The following is a 21,291-nucleotide window of genomic DNA, read 5'->3' on the forward strand; positions in this document are numbered from 1 at the left end:
TCTCCGGAATCATTGGGTCGGGATAGGAAACGGGTTTCCGGAGCACACTAGCGATTTTCGCTCTCGCCGGCCAGATGTTTTGCCCCTTGAGCCGTGAGCTGGTATCCCCCGGCAAGCGGCTCCACCAGCCCCTGCAACTCCAGCTGCAACAGTGCTGACATCAGGGCCCCGGCTTCGTCACCCGTATCGCCAGCAATTTGTTCGATGGTACGTATGTCGCCGGCGATGGATTGCACAATGCGCTGCAGTTCGCGGGGAAGCATCGTCGATGCTTGCGTCGAGCCGACAAAAAGCTCTACCTGCTGCGCCACTCCCGCCAACGCTCCGCCGAGGTGCGTAACAATATCGGTGCTTGCCTCCACCAGAGCAGCCCCTTGCTTGATCATGTGGTGGCATCCCCTTGCCAGCGGATTGTGTATCGAGCCAGGGATGGCGAACACCTCTCGGTTTTGCTCCAGTGCCAGCCGAGCGGTAATCAGCGAGCCGGAACGCACCGCCGCCTCCACCAGCAGCACACCCAGGCTGAGCCCGGAAATAATACGGTTGCGACGCGGGAAATTACCTGCCTCCGGTGCGGTACCCAACGGTAACTCGCTGACAATGGTCCCGCCAGAATCGAGGATCTCTTCCGCCAGTTTTACGTTGCGGCGAGGATACAGCCGGTCGACACCGGTACCCAGTACGGCGACGGTTTTTCCTCCCGCCTTGAGTGCCCCGCTGTGGGCTGCGCCATCCACCCCAAGGGCCAGCCCGGAGGTAATCGCGAAGCCGGCAGCCGCCAGATCGGAGGAAAAAGCCCGCGCATTATCGAGCCCTCCCTGGCTTGCCCGGCGCGCCCCCACCACCGCGATCTGGGGGATCGCCAGTGTATCGACATCACCACGCACATACAGCACCGGCGGCGGACGGTGGATTTCTTGCAACAATGGCGGATAACCAGAACCGCCCCACTCGAGCAGTGTGACAGCCCGGTTGTGGCAACGGTCGCGCTCGGCCTGTGCCCACTGGCCAAGTTCGCCTTCCAGTCCTATGCGCTGGTATTCGGCCAGTTGCGCGAGGGCGCGATCCGGAAGCTTGCGGGAAAAGTGTTCGGGAGGTTGTTCGAGGGCGGCAGCGGCGCTGCCAAAGTGCTCCAGCAGTTGCCAGTAAAGTGCTGGCCCTATGCCTTCGAGGCGCAGAAGCGCCAGAGTCGCGGTCAACGCATCCATGCGTGATCCTGTATCAGGAGGGTTTCCGCTTGCGCGGATACATTCCCAGCGCCGCCTGCCATCCTGGTGACGACGCCGGAGACTCAGCAATACATCAGGGGTTGCGTACCAGGTCCATCACCGCCAGCGGCTTGTCCGCTTCCAGTACCAGGCCCAGGCTCATTTTCTCGAAGCTGCGGAAAACCATCAGCACGCCAGCGCGCTCATCTGGCAACTTCACGTTCTGACGGGCAACACGATCGCGCACGGTGGCGCCACGCTTGTAGATCGCCAGCACATGGCCGGGCTCCAGCCCTTCGCGCAGACCACGGTTGATCGCCACTACATCATATTTCGCAACCTGGGTTACCCCCTCCTCCACGCCGAGGATGACACCTTCTACCGGCACGGCCGGCGCACCCGGCTGGAACAGGGCCGCAATCGCGCGCTCTTCTACCGGTAACAGGCGGTCTTCCAGACGGATATCGCGAGAAGTGCGGGTAACGTCGAGGGTAGCCACCGCGAATTCCGAGTTGGCGCTGTCTTCGTCCAGCTGACGCAGGTCCACCGAACCGACATCCAGTGCCTGCTGACCCAGCTCTTCGCCGGTGTAGGGATCGGCATAGACCGGGCCCGGGCGATAGATACCGTAAGACGCCAACGGCTCGCGGAAATCGCCGCGTGCATAAATTTTCTCGCCCGCCCCCATCAGGATGCGCTGATCCTGACCGGAAATAACGTAGGGCACGCCCCGGAAGGCATTCGGGCCAACGATCCGGGTGCGAGACAGGAATGCATTGATCGCATCCAGCGGAATCGCAGGGATCGCGGTGCCAATCGGCTCACGGCGGACACTCGGGCCCAGGCGGTTATTGCTGGCCGGGGAGAGCTTGTACGCAGTGGGCGCACGCTCCAGCTGCAGGCGCGGCTGGCCATCGATATAGACCAGGTTCAGGCGGTCACCGGGGTAGATCAGGTGCGGGTTTTCAACCTGGGGGTTTACCTGCCAGATTTCCGGCCAGTACCAGGGCAGGGACAGGAAGCGCCCGGAGATGTCCCACAGGGTATCGCCCTTCTCGACAACATAGGTGTCCGGGTGGTCAGGCCTTAGGCGCGAGTCTTGCGCCTGAATGCCGAAGGTCGCCAACAGAGTTGCGGCGGCGGCCAGGATTATTTTTTTCATGGAAGCATTCCTATGCTCTTTATCGCTATAATCTCACAGCGCTGGACCGGGGTCGGCAGATGCCACCGGTTAAGGGGCGCGAAAAGCGCTCTCGCTGGCAGAATTGCCAGTGTGCGGAAAAAGTGCCCCAGCAGCAAATTTCAAGCGCGATCATTATGTTATCAGCGCAAGTTCCACTAAGACTAGAAGTTTGTCACAGGTGTTATGGCCAAACTGGAAATCCTAGAATTCCCCGATCCCCGTCTGCGCAAGGTGGCAGAGCCCGTCGCGGAAGTGACTGACGCGCATCGCACGCTGATCGATAACATGTTCGAAACCATGTACGACGCCCCGGGTGTCGGCCTGGCGGCGACCCAGATCAACGTGCACGAGCGCATCGTGGTGATCGATGTATCCGAGGATCAGAGCGAACCCCTGGTACTGATCAATCCCGAGGTGGAAGTACTAGACCCGGAAATCCACAAGTACGACGAGGGCTGCCTGTCAGTACCCGGTTTCTACGAAACCGTGCAGCGCCCGCGCCAGATCCGCCTCAAGGCACTCGATCGCAACGGCGAAGCCTATGCGCTGGAAGCCGAAGGCCTGCTGGCCGTGTGCATCCAGCACGAGATCGACCATCTCGATGGCAAGCTGTTCGTGGATTACATCTCGCCGCTCAAGCGCAACCGGATCCGCTCCAAACTGGAAAAAGCGCACAAACAGCGCGCCTGACCCCTCGCCTCCCGTATTCCGCCCCCGGCACCCTCTTCTGCCGCCGGGGGCTAAAGACTCCCGGATAAAATGAATCAGCCATTGAACATCGTATTCGCCGGTACCCCGGACTTTGCCGCCGTACACCTGCAGGCCCTGCTCGACAGCGAGCACAATGTCATCGCCGTCTACAGCCAGCCGGACCGCCCTGCCGGGCGCGGTAAGAAACTGCTCGCCAGCCCGGTAAAACAGCTGGCTCTCGAGCACGATATCCCCGTATACCAGCCTCTCACCCTGCGCGATGAAGCCGCGCAGGCAGAACTGGCGGCGCTGAATGCCGATCTGATGGTCGTGGTGGCCTACGGCCTGATCCTGCCGCAAGTCGTGCTCGACACCCCACGCCTGGGCTGCGTAAACGTGCACGCCTCCCTGCTGCCGCGCTGGCGCGGCGCGGCGCCGATCCAGCGCGCGGTGGAAGCCGGTGATGCCGAAAGCGGCGTTGCGATCATGCAGATGGAAGCCGGCCTGGATACCGGTCCGGTCCTCGTCGAAGTGCGTACCCCAATCACCGCCCGCGAAACCGGCGGCAGCCTGCACGACAAGCTCGCACAGCTGGGCGGCCCGGCACTGCTCGAAGCGCTGGCGCAGCTGCGCGACGGTACCGCCAACCCGCAGATACAAAACGACGACCTCGCCAACTATGCCGGCAAGATCACCAAGGAAGAGGCCCGTATCGACTGGCAGCGACCAGCCGCGGAACTCGAGCGTCTGATCCGCGCTTTCAACCCCTTCCCTGTTTGCTGGACTGAATTCCTGGATGGCAAAGGCACCCCGCAGCGCCTGCGAATCTACAATGCGAACCTGGAACAGGGTTGCCACACAGATCAACCAGGCACCATTCTCAGTGCTGACGAGGAAGGCCTGCTGGTGGCCTGCGGCCGTGAAGCCCTGCGCCTGACGCAACTACAATTGCCGGGTAAAAAGGCGCTGCCGGTAGCCGAAATCCTCAAGGGCTACCGCGAACTGTTCGCCGCCGGAACCCAACTGGGCCAGACCAATGAATGATCCCCGCGCGCTCGCCGCCCGAGTTATCGCACGCCTGCAACAGGACCGCGGCTCCCTGCAACGACTGCTGCCCTGGGCAGAAAAACAGGTGGAAGAACAGAACCGCGCCCTGCTGCGCGAACTCTGCTACGGCACCGCCCGCTTTGCCCCGCGGCTGGAATTGTTACTCGGCAAACTGGCGCGCAAACCGGTCAAAGATGAAGAGCTCGCAGCGCTAATGCTGGTGGGCCTCTACCAGCTCGAATACACCCGCATCCCAGACCACGCCGCCATTGCCGCCACCGTCGAAGCCGCGCGCGCGCTCAAATTGGGCCACGCCACCGGCGTGGTCAACGGCGTGTTGCGCAATGCCCTGCGTAATAAGGAAGCGCTCACTCGCAAACTCTCCGGCAACCCCCAATTCAGCTCCGCCCACCCCGAGTGGCTGCAGCAGGCCATCAAAGCCGCCTGGGGTGATGACGCCAGAACCGTGTTCACCGCGAACAACAGCAACCCGCCAATGACACTGCGGGTAAACACCAGCAAAACCAGCCGCGACGACTACCTGAAATCCCTCGCCGAAGTAGAAATCACCGCCACGCCCTGCGAGTTCTCTCCCGCCGGCCTGACCCTCGAACAAGCCGTACCGGTCACCCGCCTGCCCGGTTTTGAGGACGGACGGGTGAGCGTACAGGACGAATCCGCGCAGCTCGCTGCACAGTTACTGGCGCCTGAACCAGGCGAAAAAATCCTCGACGCCTGCGCCGCCCCCGGCGGCAAGACCTGCCATCTGCTGGAACTGCAACCGGACATCGACCTCACCGCACTGGATATAGAAGAAGAACGCCTGGATCGGGTGATCGAAAATCTCGAGCGCATCGGCGGCGCGGCCCAGATCATCTGCGCCGACGCGGCAGAACCCGAACACTGGTGGGACGGTGAACAATTCGACCGCATCCTGCTCGACGCCCCCTGCTCTGCCACCGGCGTCATCCGCCGCAACCCCGACATTAAACTGCTGCGCCGCGCCGACGACATCCCCGAACTGGCCGCGCTACAGAGCAAAATCCTGCGCGCCATGTGGGCCCTTTTGAAACCCGGCGGCACCCTGCTCTACGCCACCTGTTCCATATTGCCCGAGGAAAACAGCGCACAGGTCGCGCGCTTCGTTGCGGAGACCGGGGATGCGCGCGACAATACCCCGCAATTGCTGAATGATCAGCCTTGGGGGCTACCGCAGGAAGCCGGTATGCAACTGCTGCCCGGTATGCATGTAGGCGATGGCTTCTATTATGCGAAACTTGAAAAGCTGGCCACAGAGAGCTGATCAGTTCATTCTCTTCACTTAACGAAGTACCAGAGTAAAAATTGCAGGCCAGGTGCCGGGGACGGGTTTTCAGGATCGTCGGCAACAGGGAAGTTGCCGACGAAGCGTACAGGGACGTATTCACAGCGGTCCTGAAAACCCGTCCCCGGTGCCTGGCCGCCACCGCACCTGAAAAAACGCGCAGGAACAGCGGCATTAAGGCCAGATAACACAGGCCCCCAAAACCAATTATGAAAATCATTATTCTCGGCGCCGGCCAGGTCGGCGGCTCGCTGGCAGAAAGCCTCGCCTCAGAGCGCAACGACATTATTCTGGTAGACAGCGACGAGAAGACCCTGCGCGAGCTGCGCGACCGCTTCGATATCGGCGTGGTTCAGGGGCACGCCTCGCACCCGGATATCCTCAAGGAAGCCGGCATCGAAGACGCCGACATCCTGGTGGCCGTCACCAACAACGACGAAACCAATATGGCCGCGTGCCAGATTGCCCACTCCCTGTTCCGGGTAACCACCAAGATCGCGCGTATCCGCTCCTCCGCCTACCTGCAATATCCCGAACTGTTCGACACCCAGTCGATCCCCATCGACGTGCTCATCAGCCCCGAACAGATCGTCTCCGAATATATCGCACGCCTCATTGAACACCCCGGCGCACTGCAGGTACTGGATTTTGCCGACGGTCGCGTACAGCTCGTCGCCGTGCGCGCGGTACAGGGCGGGCCACTGGTCGGCCACCAACTGCGCTACCTGCGCGAACACATGCCCAAGGTAGACACCCGCGTCGCCGCCATCTACCGCCGCAACAGCCCCATCATTCCCCAGGGCTCCACCGTGATCGAAGCCGGCGACGAAGTCTTTTTTATCGCCGCGCGCCAGGACATCCGTGCGGTAATGAGCGAACTGCGCAGGCTCGAACAAGGGTACAAGCGCATCACCATCGCCGGCGGCGGCAACATCGGCCTGCGCCTCGCGCACAAGCTGGAAAACCGCTACTCGGTCAAAATCATCGAGCAGGACCACGACCGCTGTATCTTCCTGTCCGAGGAACTCAATAACTGCATCGTATTGCACGGCAGCGCCTCGGATCAGGACCTGCTGCTGGAAGAAAATATCGAAGAAACCGATGTATTCCTCGCCCTCACCAACGACGACGAAGCCAACATAATGTCGTCGCTGTTGGCCAAGCGCCTGGGCGCGCGCAAGGTCATGACCCTGATCAACAACCGCGCCTACGTAGACCTGGTTCAGGGTGGCGATATCGATATCGCCATTTCGCCTCAGCAGAACACCATCGGCAGCCTGCTCACCCATGTACGCCGCGGCGACATGGTAAATGTGCACTCCCTGCGCCGCGGCGCAGCGGAAGCCATTGAAGTGATCGCCCACGGCGACAACCGCACCTCCAAAGTCGTCGGTCGGAAAATCGAGGACATTGACCTGCCGGAAGGCGCCTCGATCGGTGCCATCGTGCGCGAGCGCGATGGCGAGAGTCAGGTACTGATCGCGCACGACAACATCATCGTCGAGTCCGACGATCACGTGATCGTGTTCCTGGTAGACCGCCGCCACACCCGCCACGTGGAACAGTTGTTCCAGGTTGGCTTCAGCTTCTTCTGACGGCGGGTTACTGCACATGCGTCTTGCTGTTATCGCGCGGGTTTTCGGCATTCTGCTCACGGTCTTCAGCCTCACCCTGCTGCCGCCCATCGGGGTATCGCTGTGGTACGCCGATGGTACCCATATCGCCTTCAGTATTGCCTTCGGCATCACCCTGCTGACCGGGCTGTTTATGTGGCTGCCGGTGCACGACCTGAAACAGGATCTGCGCACCCGCGACGGCTTCGTAGTGACGTCTCTGTTCTGGCTGGTACTCGGCAGCTTCGGTTCGCTGCCACTCATTATCAGTCCGCAGCCAGACCTGAGCGTCGTCGACTCCATTTTCGAGTCGATTTCCGGCCTCACCACCACCGGCGCCACCACCATTACCGGCCTCGACGCCCTGCCGCCGGCGATTCTCTATTACCGCCAGCAGCTCCAGTGGTTCGGCGGGATCGGCGTGATCGTAATCGCGCTGGCCATCCTGCCCATGCTCGGCATCGGCGGCATGCAGCTGTACAAAGCGGAAATGCCCGGGCCGGTAAAGGACACCAAACTGACCCCGCGTATCGCCGAAACCGCCCGTGCGCTGATCGTGATCTATGTGATTCTCACCATCCTGTGCGGCATTGGGTACTGGTGGGCCGGCATGTCGGTATTCGATGCGGTGGGCCACGCCTTCTCTACCGTCGCCAACGGTGGCTTTTCCACCCACGACGCGAGTATGGGGTTCTACGCCCAGAACCACGCGATCATGGCCATCGCCGTGATTTTCATGCTTACCGCGGGGATCAATTTCGGCCTGCATTTTTTTGCGTTCAGTAATCGCAGCCTGAGCCACTACTGGAAGGACTCCGAGTTTCGCTTCTTCGTCTGGACCATGATCAGTGCCAGTGCCGTGATCGTCGGTTACCTGTGGATGTCCGGCACCTTCAGCCTCAATGGCAGCCTGCTGCATGGGGTATTTCAGGTGGTATCGATCGGTACCACTGCCGGCTTCGCGTCCGAGAGCTTCGCACTCTGGCCTGCGTTCCTGCCTTACGTACTGCTGATGATCGGGATTATGGGCGGCTGCGCCGCCTCGACCTGTGGCGGTATCAAGACCGTGCGGGTGATGCTGATCCTGAAATCCGGATTGCGCGAACTGAATCGACTGGTGCACCCGAACGCGGTGGTACCGATCAAAGTGAACGGAAAGATCGTACCCCCGCGGGTCACCGATGCGGTGTGGGGATTCTTTGCGGTTTATATCCTGTCGTTCTTCGTCTTCACCATCGTGGTAATGGCCACCGGCGAGAACTTCGTTACTTCGTTTTCTACCGTCGCCGCTTGCCTGAGCAATATCGGCCCGGCACTGGGCGATGCCGCAGCGCACTACGGCTCGGTAAACGAGGTTGCCAAATGTTTTCTGATTCTGGCGATGCTGATGGGCCGCCTGGAGATTTTCACGCTGCTGGTGCTGCTGACGCCGGCATTCTGGCGTAACTGAGAAAGTAAGAAAGGCTGCCGAATTAACGGCAGCCGCAGATCTGCGATTCAGCTTCTGCGATAAATCCCGGTTTTACCCTCCGGGCCACGGCGGAAGCGCTTATATTCCCACTGGTACTGTTCCGGTGCTTCCGCGATACAAGCTTCCACCCCGCGATTCAGCGCCGCCAGGGAAACCTTCTGCTCCTCGCTGTAGATGGCCTGCTCTGCGGGCAGCAATACCAACTCGAAGCCTTCCGGTACGCGCTTACCAAATCCGAACACCACTTTGCAGCCAGTGCGCTGGATCAGGTTATAAGCCAGAGTCATGGTCAGGGTTGGGTGACCAAAAAATGGGGCAAAGTCACCGCCGCTGGCATCCGGTTCCTGATCCGGCAATACACCGACGATATCACCAGCCTTCAGCGCCTTGAGCAAGGCGCGTACCCCGCGCACATTGGTGGGTACCAGCTTGGCGCCGGTAGATTCCCGGCCGGAGCGGATGACTGGATCCAGCGCAGCAATTTTAGGGGGGGCATAGAGGCTGGTGGTGGGACCTACTGTCGCCAGGAACTGACCGAAAATCTCCCAGTTACCGATATGCGGCGCCAGCACCAGAACTCCACGCCCCTCTTCCACACCATCAGTCAATAGCTGCTGGTTGCGTACCCGCACGATGGCGTCCTCGGCGCGGCTCCAGGGCTGGCGCCACAGACTTGCCACCTCGAATCCGGTCATGGCGGTATTTACTACGCTCTGGCGGGCGAGACTATTGCGCCGTGCCGGGTCCATCGCCGGATAACAGTGCTCGAGATTGATCCGGCTGACCCGCAAACTTTCTCCCCGGGTGGCCACCGCCATATTGCCCGCGAGGCCGCCCAGCCGGCGCGACCAGCGCAGGGGCAGCTTGCCCACCAGTTTCAATGCTCCCGCAGCCAGTTGCCCTTTGATGTCCAACGCTTCTACATCCTTCTCACGCGGGGGTTTCCCACCCGGAATTCTCATTATGGTCGCTATATCGACACGAATTCGGCAGCCGCTGTTTAGTGCGCAACCCGCTGCCGCTATAATTGCGCCCCTTGTCTTTTCACCCAGCTGAAACCGGAGATCGCGGTGTCCGAGCAACATAATTCCAGTCCACAGGACTTGAGCACCTTTCAGGGTCTGATTTTTACCCTGCAGGAATACTGGGCGCGCCAAGGGTGCGTCATTCTACAGCCTCTGGATATGGAAGTGGGTGCCGGCACTTTCCACCCGGCCACCTTTCTGCGCGCCATCGGCCCGGAAACCTGGAACGCGGCTTATGTACAACCCTGCCGCCGCCCCACTGACGGGCGCTACGGTGAAAACCCCAACCGCCTGCAGCACTACTACCAGTACCAGGTGGTAATGAAGCCGTCCCCGGACAATATCCAGGAACTGTACCTCAACAGCCTGCGCGCGCTGGGCATTGACCCCGCAGTCCACGACATCCGTTTTGTCGAAGACAACTGGGAGTCCCCGACCCTGGGCGCCTGGGGCCTCGGCTGGGAAGTGTGGCTGAATGGTATGGAAGTCACCCAGTTCACCTACTTCCAGCAAGTCGGCGGAATCGAGTGCTACCCGGTTACCGGTGAAATCACCTACGGCATCGAGCGTATTGCCATGTACCTGCAGGGTGTCGAGTCCATCTACGATCTGGTGTGGACCCGCAATGCCGACGGTACCCCGGTCACCTACGGCGATGTCTTCCACCAGAACGAAGTGGAAATGTCGCACTACAACTTCGAACACGCGGATGTGGAATTCCTGTTCAACACCTTCGATCACTGCGAGCGCGAGAGCCAGCGCCTGATCGAACTGGGCCTGCCACTGCCGGCCTACGAGCAGGTGATGAAAGCTTCCCACGCGTTCAACCTGCTGGACGCGCGCCACGCGATTTCCGTTACCGAGCGCCAGCGCTACATTCTGCGCGTGCGCACCCTGGCCCGCGCCGTGGCCCAGGCCTATTTCGACGCACGTCACGCCCTCGGCTTCCCGCTGGCGACTGAACAGGCCCGCAATGACGTACTCGCCCAACTGGATGCGCAGAAGGAGAAGAAGTAATGGCTCAGGATTTTCTGGTTGAGCTGGGCACCGAAGAGCTGCCCCCCAAAGCCCTGCACAAGCTGATGCAGGCATTTGCCGATGGCATCGAACAGGGCCTGAAAGACGCCGAACTCGAATACGGCGAGGTTAAAGCCTTCGCCAGCCCGCGCCGCCTCGCCGTCGCGGTCAGCGACCTGGCCGAAAAGCAGCAGGACAAACAGGTTGAGAAACACGGCCCCGCCGTCGCTGCCGCATTCGATAAAGACGGCAAAGCCACCAAAGCGGCGGAAGGTTTTGCCCGCGGTAACGGTGTCAGTGTGGATGAACTGGCCCGAGTCCAGACCGACAAAGGTGAACGCCTGGCATTTATCAGCGAGCAGAAAGGTGAAGCGACCGAAAACCTGCTGGGCGATATCGTCAGCCGCTCCCTCGCGCAATTGCCGATCCCGAAACGTATGCGCTGGGGTGCACGCAAGGAAGAGTTCGTACGTCCGGTGCACTGGCTGGTAATGCTGTTCGGCAACAATGTCGTCGATGCTGAAGTGCTTGGTCTCAAGGCCGGCAACACCACCCGCGGCCACCGTTTCCACTGCAACCGAGAGCTGGCCGTCGCTTCCGCCAACGATTACGTGCAGCAACTGCGCGACCCGGGTTATGTAGTTGTTGATTTTGCCGAGCGCCGCGAGATGATCCGCGAGCAGGTGCAGGCCGAAGCCAACAATGTAAACGGCGAAGCGGTGATCGACGACGAGCTGCTGGACGAAGTGACTGCACTGGTAGAGTGGCCAGTGGCACTGACCGGCCGCTTCGAAAAGCGCTTCCTGGATGTGCCAGCCGAAGCGCTGATCTCCTCCATGAAGGAACACCAGAAATATTTCCACGTGGTGGATGAAGACGGCAACCTGATGCCGTTCTTTATTACTGTGTCCAATATTGAAAGTACCGATGCCAAGCAGGTTATCCAGGGCAACGAACGGGTAATCCGCCCGCGTCTGGCCGATGCCGCATTCTTCTTCGAGACCGATAAGAAAATCAGCCTCGAAGCCCGTCGCGAGAAACTCAAAACCATCGTGTTCCAGCAGAAACTCGGCACGGTCTATGACAAGACCGAGCGCCTGGCGAAACTGTCGGCGGTTATCGCAGAAAAAATTGGCGGTGATGCGGCGCTGGCACAACGCGCGGCGCAACTGTGTAAGTCCGACCTCGTAACCGAAATGGTGTTCGAATTTGCGGATCTGCAGGGTATTGCGGGTTACTACTACGCGGAAAATGATGGCGAGCCGCTGGACGTAGCAAAGGCCATGTACGAGCAGTACATGCCGAAGTTTGCTGGCGATGATCTCCCGGCAACCGAGACCGGCAGCATTATCGCGCTGGCCGACCGCATCGATACCCTCGTTGGTATTTTCGGTATCGGCCAGCCGCCGAGCGGTTCACGCGATCCGTTTGCACTGCGTCGTGCCAGCCTGGGCGTACTGCGTCTGCTGGTCGAAAAGAATATCGACCTCGACCTGCGTGAACTGCTCACCCTCGCCCGCGACGGCTACCCGCGCACCGCGCTGGCAGAACATGACAATGTGGTAGAGCAGACCCTGGCTTACATGATCGAGCGCTTCCGTGCCCGATATGAAGACGCCGGTATCAAGGCCGAAGTTTTCCTTGCGGTATCCGCGCGTAAACTGTCGCGCCCGCTGGATATCGACAATCGCGTACAAGCGGTACACAGCTTCAGCCAGCTCGCGGAAGCGGAAGCCCTCGCGGCTGCCAACAAGCGTGTGTCGAATATTCTCGCCAAACTCGATGGACCAGCGCCCACCGAAGTGGACGAAGCACTTTTGCAGGAAGATGCAGAAAAAGCCCTGTACGCGGCAATTCAGGAAGCCACCGCTGGTGTCGAGCCGCTGTATAAAGAAGCGCTGTTTGCCGAGGGCCTGGCCGGACTGGCAAGCCTGCGGGAAACCGTGGACAACTTCTTCGACGGCGTGATGGTTATGGCCGACGACGAGCAACTGCGCAACAACCGCCTGGCTCTGCTCGCCAAGCTGCGCGCACTGTTCCTGGAAGTTGCCGATATTTCCCTGTTGGCACCCGCCAAGTAATTCGCCCCGCACTCTGTAGGAGCTTGCTTGCAAGCGAACCGGTCCGCACTCCGAAACCGTTCGCTTGCAAGCATGCTCCTACAAAATGGTTTTTTTTCACCAACAGCGTAAACCCATGGCCATCATCATTCTCGACCGCGACGGCGTCATCAACCACCACCTGGACAATCACGTTCGCAGTGCCGATGAGTGGATTCCGATTCCCGGGAGTATCGAGGCCATGGCGCAGTTGAGCCAGGCGGGCCACCAGTTGGTGATTGCCACCAACCAGAGTGGCCTCGCGCTCGGCCAGTTTGATCTCGACGACTTGGAAGCCATGCACGAAAAAATGCGTGCGCTGGTAGAAGACGCCGGCGGCGAGATCGCGGCAATTTTTTACTGCCCCCACCGCGACGAAGATCTTTGTCGCTGCCGCAAACCGAACACCGGTTTGCTCGATGCCATTGAGGCGGAATTCGATACCAGCCTGCACGATTGCTATATGGTCGGCGACCGCCGCCAGGACCTGGAAGCAGCGGCCACGAAAGGATGTAAACCGGTACTGGTTAAAACCGGTTGCGGTGAAAAAACCCTTCTGGAATTAATTCAAAACCCCGATCAAGCGCTGGCTGCAACCATCGTGTTTGAAGACCTTGCGCAATTCGCCGAATTCGCGAGTGTGTGTTCATAAAAGCATATTGCCTTGAGCCAAATGGGAACGTAAGTACCAGTTAACCCATTGATTTCACAGCGTTTTTCGCGACATTTTTGTGAAACATCTCTTCTTTTTTCTTCGTTAAAAGACTTCTAACGCCACCCTGTTGCTCCATCCAGTTGGTTACCGTAGAAACCAATTTGAGGGATCGTACGCCTCCCATTTGCCAAGGACGGAATAACAACAATCGGGCGGCTTACCGGATCAGAGGTTGATGGAACGACCAGGGTGACGGGATTTTTCAGCGCAGAACAGCTGTAGGGAAGCACGCTGATTCTTCACGCATCATTTAGCTATTCGCCATACGCCAGGTACCCCTTGGCCAATGCGACGCGCCAGCGTTCCATCCAGGATCTTTTCCGCTATCCATCGGAACTACCTGTAACCAACCGTCAAAAGCGGTCTGGCTGCAGGTTTTTTATTTTCATGGGGCACATCTGAATGAAATTCTCACGACCACACCAGGTATTTAGCGGGATTCTCGCGGGCCTGTTATTTTCCACTTCGTCATTTGCAGACGATATGACAGCGCTGCCGCAAGCCGTAAAGAAAGAGCGCAAGATTTACATCGTACAACTCGCCGACAAACCGCTGATCGGCTATGAAGGAGCGATCAGCGGACTCGCGGCAACCAAGCCCGCCACCACCCAAGGCGGTAAGCGGCAGCGACTGGATTTCAGCGCAAGCAATATTAAAAATTATGCAGCGTTCCTGGCCGAGCGCAGAAGCGAAGCGCTGGACGCCGTGCCCGGTGCAAGCAAAGTGTACGACTACGACGTAGCCTTTAATGGCTTCGCGGCACAAATGACTGACAAGCAAGCGGAACTCCTGCGCAACCGCAAAGATGTACTTGGCGTTTGGGAAGATGAACTTCTGAAACCGCAGACCGATTCAACCTATTCCTATCTCGGTCTCGATAGCACGCCAGGACCCTGGCTGCTCGGTGCCACCGGTGAAGACGTGGTGGTTGGCGTAATCGATACCGGTATTCATCCGGAACACCCCAGCCTAGAAGATACGCGCACGCCCAAACGCGGCAATCGCGGGGTACCCATTCTGTACGGCCCAGCACCAGAGGGCTTTACCGGAACCGGCTGTGACTTCGGCAACACCAAAGTAAACGCCGCGGATCTGCCATTCGAGTGCAACAATAAATTGCTCAAGGCACAGGCCTTTTCTGAAGGTTTCCTCTCCAGAACCACACTCGCAGATTATGAATTTCTTTCCGCACGGGATGCGGATGGTCACGGCACCCACACCGCCACTACCGCTGCCGGTAACTACGGCGTTGAAGGCACCATGGGCGGCGAAGCAACCGGAACTCTCAGTGGCGTTGCGCCGCGCGCGCGTGTTGCGGTGTACAAGGTTTGTTGGGATGCGGCCAACCCCGATGACAGCGGCTGTCCATCTTCCGACTCAATGAAGGCGATAGACCAGGCGGTGGCAGATGGGGTTGATGTCATCAACTTCTCTGTGGGTGGTTCTAGCACCCTGTTTAATGGGCCCGACGATATCGCATTTCTGTTCGCAGCTGATGCCGGCGTGTTTGTCGCGACGTCGGCGGGTAACTCCGGTCCCGGCAAAGAAACAATCGGCACCCCTTCCGGGGTTCCCTGGATTACTGCCGTCGGCGCCACCGAGGACAACGCCAGTTTCGCAACCGGGCTTGAAGTAAGCGCACCGGCAGAGCTCGCCGGTACTCTCGAAGGATTGGAAGGTTCCGGGCCGGTAAGACTTGCCGATGCCGGCACGATTACCGGTTCAGTGGTTACTGCGGAACCGCTACATGGCTGTGAGCCTCTGACCAACAGCGCAGAAATGGAAGGCAATATCGCACTGATCATTCGCGGAGCCTGCAGTTTCACTATTAAGTACAACAATGCTGCAGCCGCGGGCGCTAGGGCCATCGTCGTTTACAACGATGGCAATGGCCCGGACCGCATGGACCCTATCACCATGTCAGTGCAGCAGGCGACAATACCGGGAATCATGATAGGTCATACCGGTGGTGCCGCACTGGCTTCAGTTGATGGTACTGCCGGTATGTTGAGCCCGGAGATCCAGATTTCCCGCGACAACCGCATCGCCGGTTTCTCATCCCGCGGCGCCAATATGGGTGCACCGGATATCATCAAGCCGGATATTGCCGCGCCTGGTGTCGGTATCCTCGCGGGTATTTCCCCGGTGGGTAACGGTGAAATATTTGGCAAGCTGAGCGGTACTTCAATGGCCAGCCCCCACGTTGCCGGCCTGATGGCACTGCTTAAGCAGGTGCATCCGGAGTGGACCCCCGCAATGGCGCGGTCGGCACTGATGACCACCGCGCGGCAGAATATGAAAGAGACTTTTGGCGAGGCCGTGGCCGACCCGTTTGATATCGGCGCCGGCATGGTGCAGCCCGCCAATGCCTTTTTCCCCGGTCTCGTGTACGACGCCGGCATTGCAGACTATATTGCCTTTACCTGCGGCGCTGAAAACCAGCCACAGATTTTCTCTTCTGGCACCTGTGCCGCTGTGCAGGACATGGGCTATTCCATCGATTCTTCGGATCTCAACCTGCCATCTATAGGCATTGCTGCACTGCTTGGCAGCCAAACCGTCACCCGTCGCGTAACCAATGTGGATAAGGGTACCCACTGGTATTGGGCTGAAGTGGAAGCCCCCTCTGGCATCCTGGTGGAAGTGTCCCCACGCATCCTGCGCCTTGCGGGCGGAGAGACAGCGACGTTCGAGGTGACATTCACGGCAACAGCGGATGCGGTCATGGATGAATGGGCCTTCGGCGCTTTGAGCTGGTCGCAGGGCCTGCGGAAGGTTCGCAGCCCCTTGGCAATTCGCCCTATCCCATTATCGGCCCCGGATACTGTCGAAGGCATCGGGACCAGTGGCATCGTTAATATCCCACTCATATTCGGTTATGAAGGGAGCTATTTTTCCGCCATAGACGGCCTCTCTACCGGAACCCCGATCCTTGGTTCGGTAGAGGATCGAGAGAATGTCGAGATTTTGGTGGAGATTCCGGAAGGAACCAGTTTCGCGAGCTTCGCACTCTTTGATGAGGATGTGGGTGCTGGCAATGGCTCCGATGACCTCGACCTCTTGGTGTCCGGTCCGGCCAGCGCGGGTTACCCCGATGTCGGCTTTAGCGGTACGGTAACATCCAACGAGAATGTGGATCTTGTGCAGCCGGTGCCCGGTGAGTACAAGGTGACTGTTATTGACTACGCCTCTGCCGAGGGAACAACACCATTTACGCTGTTCAAATTTTACGTGGATAGTGACAATGGCAATACCCAACTGACAGGCCCCACCACAACCAGTGTGGGTGCCACGGAAAATCTACAAGTCGAGTGGCGTGACTTGCCCGCAGGTACGCGAGCGCTGGGTGTAGTTCAGCATCAAAACGATGGCGGTGTTATTGGCACGACGAAGTTAGTGATTAATGCCCGCTAAGGGATTAGCGCGTATTCAACGAAAGCCGACAATTTTGTCGTAGCCCGCACCAAAGGTCCGCTGCCACATACAGCGGGCCTTTTTTATTTTCCCGCGCTCTGTTCCTGTAGCGACTGCATTTTGTTTCTACCCTATTTCGATCTGGTGACGTTCGTGCCTCGCCACATTCGATAATCCCCCATGTACGGCTTCAACTATGGTTGGCTTAGCCCGCCGTGAAAGGCACACGGTAAATGAGCGCTTGTCATCTGTCCGTTTGAAAACAACAATGGCGCCCCGCCAGACCTACCAGAGGTATAGCCCGTGCAACAACTCATTCTTAACCCCCGCGCCGAACGCCGCCTGAAACTCGGGCACCTGTGGATTTTCAGCAATGAAGTGGATACCAAGCAGACACCACTCAAAGGACTGGAACCCGGCAGCCAGTGCGAAATCCTCGACAGCAAAGGCAAGAGTCTCGGCTATGCACTAGTGAATCCCAACCAGCTGATCTGCGGTCGATTGGTATCCCGCAAGGGGCCATTCACAACTACGCAATTAAAGAAGCGCCTGGAAAACGCGCTCGCGCTGCGTACACGCTATTTTGATCACCCCAGTTATCGCATGGTTTACGGTGATTCTGATGGTCTGCCCGGATTGGTAGTGGATCGCTTTGGTGATTACCTGGTGGTACAGGTGAGTAGCTGGGGCATGGAGCGCTTGCTGCCAGACATCGTCGATGCGCTGGTGGGGCTGGTGAAGCCGAAGGGTGTCTTGCTGCGCAACGACCACCAGGGACGCAAAGTCGAAGAGTTGCCCGAGATGTGCGAAGTCGCCCATGGCGAAGTGCCCAAGATGGTGCCTTTCCAGGAGAACGGCGTACCGTTGCTGGCACCGGTATACGAGGGTCAGAAGACGGGGTGGTTCTATGACCATCGCGAGAATCGCGCGCGGCTGAATCAGTGGGTTAGTGGGTTGCGGGTTCTGGATCTCTTTTCTTACGCTGGCGGCTGGGGTGTGCAAGCACTTGCTAACGGCGCAAAGGAAGTGACCTGTGTCGATGTGTCAGCCCAGGCGCTGGACTGGTGTGAAGAGAACGCGGCACTGAATCAGCGCAAAGACGATCTGGTGACCATTCAGGGCAAAGCGATCGATGCGATGAAAGAGCTGATTACCGCGGGTGAGCGCTACGACGTCATTGTTCTCGATCCTCCGGCGTTCATCAAACGCCGCAAGGATCAGAAGTCCGGTGAGGCGGCCTACCGCCATATCAATGAACTCGGACTGCGCCTGCTGGAGAAGAACGGGTTACTGGTAAGCGCCTCCTGCTCCATGCACCTGGAATCCGATACCTTGCTGGAAATTCTGCGCGGCGCCGGGCGTCACCTGGATAAATCCATCAATATTATCGGCAGCGGCGGCCAGGGTGCAGATCACCCGGTACATCCATCCATCCCGGAGACCCGCTACCTGAAAGCCCATTTCGTGCATCTCGCCGCAGGCAACAGCCTGTAACTGGCGGGCATAGTTTGCAACGAGCCTGTTCAGGCGCACAAAAAAAACCCCGGTTCGACCGGGGTTTTTTTGTTCAGGATTTGGGGCTCTTCAGAAGGTGAACCTGACCCCGAGCGCAGCGGTGCGGGGACGGTTTGCGCGAGCACCGTCGGGAGCGCGGTTGATGATTGCCTGGTCGTCCAGCAAATTGTCCACTTTCAGATAGCCAGTCATATCTTGGCTGAAGTCGTAGTGCGCAGCCGCATCCACAACCCAGAGCGATTCGGTGTAATCGAAGCCATCGGTGTCACCGCGATTACAGCTGTTATTTACACACATCTCATCCTGATAGGCCGCAGTCAGGTTGAGTCGCCAGGCCGCGCCGCTATCAATACCCGTGGTGACCGCAAATACGTTTTCCGGCAGATAGGCAAAATTGTCGCCGGCCAAAAGATCGCCCGCATCACTGTTGCGGGTAATCTCGGCTTCGGTCCAGGTATAAGTGGCGGTCAGTGGTACGATCCAGCCGCCGGTCAACTGCCACTGGGTTCCCAGTGATGCTTCCAGCCCCCGTATTTCAGACTCACCCAACTGAAAGCTACCGGTATCCTCGCCGTTTGGGCATGGAACCGCGATTGAGCAATTCTGGATCGTGTTTTCGTAGTCGCTATAGAACGCGATGATTTCCCCATGCATATCGCCGGAGGAGAAGCGCGCACCCCACTCGTAGTTGGTGGATAACTCGGCTCCAGTGCCGTCATCGGCCCCGGCACCCGGAGGAGCAAAGCCGCGATGGACACCGGCCAGCAGCGCCCATTGCTCATTGGCGTCATATACCAGACCCAGGCCAGGCAGCCATTCATCTAACTGATTGGCTTTACTGCTGCCCTTCTCGTTGCGCGCCAGATCGTCATACCGTTGCTGGGCGGTTTCCACATCCTCGTAGCGAAGTACCGCAGTCAACCCCAGTTTTTCGGTCAGCTGTATCTGGTCATAGACAAACAGGGAGTTGGCCGTGGCGTCCTCAACCCGGTTATTACTCGAACTCGGCTCGGCAACCTCCTCGAATACCAGCGAGGCATTTACCTGGCGATAGTTTTCGGTGGGTTGGAAACGATCCACTTCATCCCAGTGGCGGCGCACACCGACTTCGAGTTTGTGCTCCACGTCACCAGCTTCCACAAGTAAGTGAGCATTCACTTGCACGCCGCGAGCGGTGTAATTGCGGTCATTGTGCTTGATGCCGAAGTCGTAATCCGCGTCTCCATCGAGGACGGACTGGGCGAAGCTATCGCCGTTGTTGGCATCATCGATCAAGCCACCCAGGCTGACTTTGAACCAGTCCCGCTTGAACTTGTTGTAATAGGCTTGGGTGCTAATGCTGAAGTTATTCGACAGCGCGATAGTGTGATTGAGCTGCACAGTGCTGTGGCGGTTTTGCATTTCATCCAGTCCACTGATGCCATAACGGCGGTTTGGATCGGCCGCAAAGTCTGCATCGGTAAGACCCAGATAGCTCATGCCGGACGCTTCCTCAGAGTACTGGAGCTTGATATCCAGCTGTTGCCCATAGGTTGCCTCAGCCGCAGATTTCAGGCGCCCCTTGACCAGGTAATCCTCTTTGCTGATATCCGCACTACCGGCCCCGTCAATCTCGCGAAAACCATCGGCGCGCTGTTGATGGGTCTCAACCAGCCAACCGGTTGTTTCGGTCCCGCTGCCGTAATAGGTGTGCAGGCGATTTTCGCCATATTGACCAGCTTCCAGCTGTACATGTCCAGCGGTGCCATCCGGAATCCGGGTGGTAAGCATGTTTACCGCACCGCCCACAGTAAATGGGCCGTACTTCAGCGTAGTCGGGCCCTTCAGCACTTCGATCTGTTCCAGGCGGCCAGCGGTCGGGAAATAATAAGCTTCCGGTCCAGAGTATGGCGCGGGGGCCACAAGCACACCGTCTTCCATCAGTGAGATTTTGCCGGAACGTCCCCCATCAGCGCCGCGGATGCCAATGTTCGGACGCAGGCCATAGCCATCCTCCTCCCGCAAATAGACGCCGGGAACAGCCCTCAGCATGCGATTGATATCCACAAATTCGAACGCCTCCAGATCCTCTGGAGTGACGCGATGGGCGGAGCCTGGGAGCGTTTTTAGCTGTTCTGTATTTCCCAGTACGGAAACGGTTTCTATTACCTCCTGTTCAGCGGCGACGGTGGCAGCTGAAGCCAGTGTGGCACTGAGAGCAAAAGCCAGGGGGTTCAGGATAAAACGGCGCATGGCAGCAAAGTCCTTATGTTTTCTATCATCATCGTAATTATTAATGAGAACGATTATATTTTTTTATAACAAAGGTGTCACGATATAGGCGGGGATTTTCGCGCCGTCGCTGATAACTCGTTTGGCAGTGTGGGATTGCGAGATTAGGATTTGGCGTTACATCTTCGGCCCAAACGGAGAGTGCATGTTAAGACCGCTTCAGGAATCTGATGTAAAGAGACTGCTTCAACTCTGGTTTCATTTGGCCTGTACCAGCCACCCCAGCCTGCCCCTGGGTTTCTGGCGCAAGGAGCGTCAGACGCTGAAACGGCAGTTGTTGGGTGTACAAATCCCGGCGCTCGGGAGAGTGGCACGGCAAAAAGCGGTGACCCATTGGGTATATACGCTACCAGGGTCTAGCCGGGCGGAAGGCTTGGTAACCGTTACTAATGAAGGTTTGATCCACACCATTTTCGTATCGCCGGCGGCCCAGCGCCGTGGTATTGGTAGTGCACTGATCACCCAAGCGAAATTTGGCAAGCTGAAGCTTGAGGCCTCGGTGCTGGAGGAAAATCTAGGGGGGCGCTACTTTTTGCAGCAGCACGGTTTCGTGGAAACCTCGCGGCGCTTCTCCGTAGCGGCCAACCAGGAGGAGCTGGTGATGAGCTGTCGAGTGGCGTAGTTAGTCCAGGTCGCGAAAGGTTCGTTGCTGAGATCGGATGGTATACCGCTCGCTGCTAGGATGACTGTGGCCAACAA

At 58.6% G+C, this 21,291-nt stretch carries 15 protein-coding genes; 11 read left to right on the plus strand and 4 right to left on the minus strand.

The window, feature by feature from the left end; translation table 11 throughout:
- Positions 1-47: 47 nt before the first annotated feature.
- Positions 48-1,208, minus strand: coding sequence for a DNA-processing protein DprA (dprA, locus tag LC093_RS07960; RefSeq protein ID WP_226663965.1), 1,161 nt, complete (start codon positions 1,206-1,208; stop codon positions 48-50).
- Positions 1,209-1,302: 94 nt separating this feature from the next.
- Positions 1,303-2,370 (minus strand): LysM peptidoglycan-binding domain-containing protein, encoded by a 1,068-nt coding sequence (locus LC093_RS07965; RefSeq protein ID WP_226663966.1) that lies wholly within the window; start codon positions 2,368-2,370, stop codon positions 1,303-1,305.
- A 204-nt stretch (positions 2,371-2,574) separates the two neighbouring features.
- On the opposite strand from LC093_RS07965, the gene def reads away from it, so the two are divergent.
- The 5 genes from def (at position 2,575) to LC093_RS07990 (ending at position 8,515) form a co-directional block, all read left to right on the plus strand.
- Positions 2,575-3,081: a peptide deformylase gene (gene def, locus LC093_RS07970; RefSeq protein WP_226663967.1), complete on the plus strand. Its 507-nt coding sequence runs from the start codon at positions 2,575-2,577 to the stop codon at positions 3,079-3,081.
- A 69-nt stretch (positions 3,082-3,150) separates the two neighbouring features.
- Positions 3,151-4,125, plus strand: coding sequence for a methionyl-tRNA formyltransferase (gene fmt, locus LC093_RS07975; RefSeq protein WP_226663968.1), 975 nt, complete (start codon positions 3,151-3,153; stop codon positions 4,123-4,125).
- The gene (gene rsmB, locus LC093_RS07980) at positions 4,118-5,431 is read left to right on the plus strand and encodes a 16S rRNA (cytosine(967)-C(5))-methyltransferase RsmB (RefSeq protein ID WP_226663969.1); all 1,314 of its coding nucleotides are present in this window, start codon (positions 4,118-4,120) and stop codon (positions 5,429-5,431) included. Before fmt ends, rsmB begins: the two co-directional genes overlap by 8 nt.
- Positions 5,432-5,661: 230 nt before the next feature.
- Entirely contained in the window at positions 5,662-7,047 is a 1,386-nt protein-coding gene (gene trkA, locus LC093_RS07985) for a Trk system potassium transporter TrkA (RefSeq protein ID WP_226663970.1), read from the plus strand.
- A 16-nt stretch (positions 7,048-7,063) separates the two neighbouring features.
- Complete coding sequence (locus LC093_RS07990) at positions 7,064-8,515, plus strand: TrkH family potassium uptake protein (RefSeq protein ID WP_226663972.1); 1,452 nt, start codon at positions 7,064-7,066, stop codon at positions 8,513-8,515.
- A gap of 47 nt (positions 8,516-8,562) precedes the next feature.
- Here the strand turns inward: LC093_RS07990 and LC093_RS07995 are convergent, their stop codons facing one another.
- Positions 8,563-9,498 (minus strand): lysophospholipid acyltransferase family protein, encoded by a 936-nt coding sequence (locus LC093_RS07995; protein WP_226663974.1) that lies wholly within the window; start codon positions 9,496-9,498, stop codon positions 8,563-8,565.
- 108 nt (positions 9,499-9,606) lie between these two features.
- On the opposite strand from LC093_RS07995, the gene glyQ reads away from it, so the two are divergent.
- From glyQ to LC093_RS08020, 5 genes are all read left to right on the plus strand, one after another.
- On the plus strand, positions 9,607-10,578 hold the full coding sequence (glyQ, locus tag LC093_RS08000; RefSeq protein WP_226663976.1) for a glycine--tRNA ligase subunit alpha: 972 nt from the start codon (positions 9,607-9,609) through the stop codon (positions 10,576-10,578).
- Entirely contained in the window at positions 10,578-12,659 is a 2,082-nt protein-coding gene (gene glyS / locus LC093_RS08005) for a glycine--tRNA ligase subunit beta (protein WP_226663978.1), read from the plus strand. Before glyQ ends, glyS begins: the two co-directional genes overlap by 1 nt.
- A gap of 115 nt (positions 12,660-12,774) precedes the next feature.
- Positions 12,775-13,329 carry a D-glycero-beta-D-manno-heptose 1,7-bisphosphate 7-phosphatase gene (gene gmhB, locus LC093_RS08010; protein ID WP_226663980.1) on the plus strand — a complete coding sequence of 185 codons (555 nt, stop codon included), beginning with the start codon at positions 12,775-12,777 and terminating at the stop codon, positions 13,327-13,329.
- Between the two features lie 465 nt (positions 13,330-13,794).
- Positions 13,795-16,806 carry a S8 family serine peptidase gene (locus tag LC093_RS08015; RefSeq protein ID WP_226663982.1) on the plus strand — a complete coding sequence of 1,004 codons (3,012 nt, stop codon included), beginning with the start codon at positions 13,795-13,797 and terminating at the stop codon, positions 16,804-16,806.
- Between the two features lie 303 nt (positions 16,807-17,109).
- Entirely contained in the window at positions 17,110-18,300 is a 1,191-nt protein-coding gene (locus LC093_RS08020; RefSeq protein ID WP_226663983.1) for a class I SAM-dependent rRNA methyltransferase, read from the plus strand.
- Between the two features lie 90 nt (positions 18,301-18,390).
- Here LC093_RS08020 and LC093_RS08025 read toward each other — a convergent pair whose 3' ends face one another.
- Positions 18,391-20,553 carry a TonB-dependent receptor family protein gene (locus LC093_RS08025; RefSeq protein WP_226663991.1) on the minus strand — a complete coding sequence of 721 codons (2,163 nt, stop codon included), beginning with the start codon at positions 20,551-20,553 and terminating at the stop codon, positions 18,391-18,393.
- A gap of 184 nt (positions 20,554-20,737) precedes the next feature.
- On the opposite strand from LC093_RS08025, the gene LC093_RS08030 reads away from it, so the two are divergent.
- Positions 20,738-21,214, plus strand: coding sequence for a GNAT family N-acetyltransferase (locus LC093_RS08030; protein ID WP_226663993.1), 477 nt, complete (start codon positions 20,738-20,740; stop codon positions 21,212-21,214).
- Positions 21,215-21,291: the final 77 nt, after the last annotated feature.

It is taken from the genome of Microbulbifer aggregans (assembly GCF_020524005.1).
GTDB classification, from domain to species: domain Bacteria; phylum Pseudomonadota; class Gammaproteobacteria; order Pseudomonadales; family Cellvibrionaceae; genus Microbulbifer; species Microbulbifer aggregans_A.